The organism is Pseudoalteromonas sp. BSi20652 (assembly GCF_000239855.1).
In the GTDB taxonomy this organism is placed as follows: Bacteria; Pseudomonadota; Gammaproteobacteria; order Enterobacterales; family Alteromonadaceae; genus Pseudoalteromonas.
Genome location: NZ_BADT01000211.1, coordinates 1 through 1,589 on the forward strand (window position 1 = coordinate 1; position 1,589 = coordinate 1,589).

3 protein-coding genes are annotated in these 1,589 nt (G+C 37.7%); 2 read left to right on the top strand and 1 reads right to left on the bottom strand.

All coding sequences use genetic code 11. The annotated features are described in order from the left end of the window. On the top strand, positions 1-502 hold a 502-nt coding region (locus P20652_RS19100), incomplete at its 5' end, for an NAD(P)-binding domain-containing protein (RefSeq protein WP_033018040.1). Continuing rightward, positions 499-753 (top strand): DUF1488 family protein, encoded by a 255-nt coding sequence (locus P20652_RS02120; RefSeq protein WP_007584142.1) that lies wholly within the window; start codon positions 499-501, stop codon positions 751-753. The genes P20652_RS19100 and P20652_RS02120, both read left to right, overlap by 4 nt. On the opposite strand, the gene P20652_RS02115 is transcribed toward P20652_RS02120, so the two are convergent. Beyond that, complete coding sequence (locus P20652_RS02115; protein ID WP_008172062.1) at positions 750-1,289, bottom strand: gamma carbonic anhydrase family protein; 540 nt, start codon at positions 1,287-1,289, stop codon at positions 750-752. The two genes, P20652_RS02120 and P20652_RS02115, sit on opposite strands and share 4 nt — an antisense overlap. Between the last annotated feature and the right edge of the window lie 300 nt (positions 1,290-1,589).

A 1,589-nucleotide genomic window follows, 5' to 3' on the forward strand; every position in this document is an offset into this window, starting at 1 on the left:
TGATTTACTCGCTAATGAAGTAGCCATAACTAATAAATGCATTTTAATCATAGGTGCGGGCGGTGCTGCTCGGGGGGTTATTTTACCCTTGTTAGAGCATAACCCTCAGGAAATAATAATAGTTAATCGCACAGCACAAAAAGCCAAAGAACTCGCAGAGCTATTTACACAATATGGACCAGTATCTGGCTTTGGCTTTAGTGACTTACCAGTAAGCGATTACTCACTAATTATAAACTCTACCTCTAGCAGTATGAATAATGAGCTTCCAGCTCTTGATGAAAAACACATAACTAACTGTGAAGTAGCTTATGACATGTTTTATTCACTGCAAAATACCATTTTTATGAATTGGGTTGCACAGCATAATATTAACGCTAAGCTTTTAGATGGCAGTGGAATGTTAGTTGGTCAAGCTGCTCAGGCATATTATGTATGGCGTAATAAAATGCCAAAAATACTTCCCGTTGTTGATGCGCTCAAACAAGGAATGCTTATATGAATCAGGCAATACAGTTTATAGATAGGCTAGAATTTAGAGAGCCCGATCATCAGTTAGTATTTTTTGCACAAGTTAGTGGCATGCTGGTGGAGTGTATAATAGAAGTAAATACACTTAAATTAACAGACGAAAGCCATGCAACAGAATATTTTGAAAAATATCGTTTTGATTACGAAGAACGTGCCGAGGAGCTTATCGAAGAAGAAAGCTATAACTCGGCAGGCCAAATTGAAGTAAGCTTATTAACTTAAGTTAGCATTTCAGCTAAGTATTCATCTTTAAGTGATACATAGTTATCGGCAGATATCTTTAAAAAGGCAAGTTCTTGCTCTGTAAGCGGGCGGGCTTGCTTAGCTGGACTTCCTACATATAAGTAACCAGATTCTAAACGTTTGTTTGGTGGTACTAAAGAGCCGCCACCTATAATTACATCATCTTCAACAACCACGTTATCCATAATAATAGCGCCCATACCTACAAGTATACGATCTCCTAGTACGCATCCGTGCAGCATTACCTTATGACCAACAGTTACATCGTCACCTATAATAAGTGGGTAACCAGCAGGATTGCTTTTAGTAGCACGAGATAAATGCAATACACTGCCATCTTGTATATTGGAGCGTTTACCAATACATATATAGTTAACATCGCCTCGGGCTGCTACCAAAGGCCAAACACTACTATTATCACCTAAAGTAATATCACCAACCAAAACTGATGACTCATCAATATAAACAGACGAATTAAACGAAGGAGTTACACCTTTATAAGAACGGATTGCCATATTTAGTACCTTTTAGATAATAGTTATTAGCTTTGAGTGTATCAGCAAGGTTATTTTTGTACCATAAAAGGCGCCGTTTGGTTACAAAACTATCAGTTTCAGGGGGTTTAGTTCAGATACTGACCGAACAGCATCTTTTTTTACTTTTTCTTTAAAAAAGTACTTGCGTAAAAATCTGTTCTCCCTATAATGCGACCCCACTGAGACGGGAAACGCCGAAGCATAGCGAGGCACGAACTACTCAGAGAGTTAAATAAAACTTCGGTTTTAAATCTTCCAAAAGAAATTTAAAACAAAGTG

Excerpts from the sequence above, each read along its gene's own strand:
- P20652_RS02120 (WP_007584142.1), top strand. The coding sequence starts at position 499 with ATGAATCAGGCAATACAGTTTATAGATAGGCTAGAATTTAGAGAGCCC.
- P20652_RS02115 (WP_008172062.1), bottom strand. The coding sequence starts at position 1,289 with ATGGCAATCCGTTCTTATAAAGGTGTAACTCCTTCGTTTAATTCGTCT.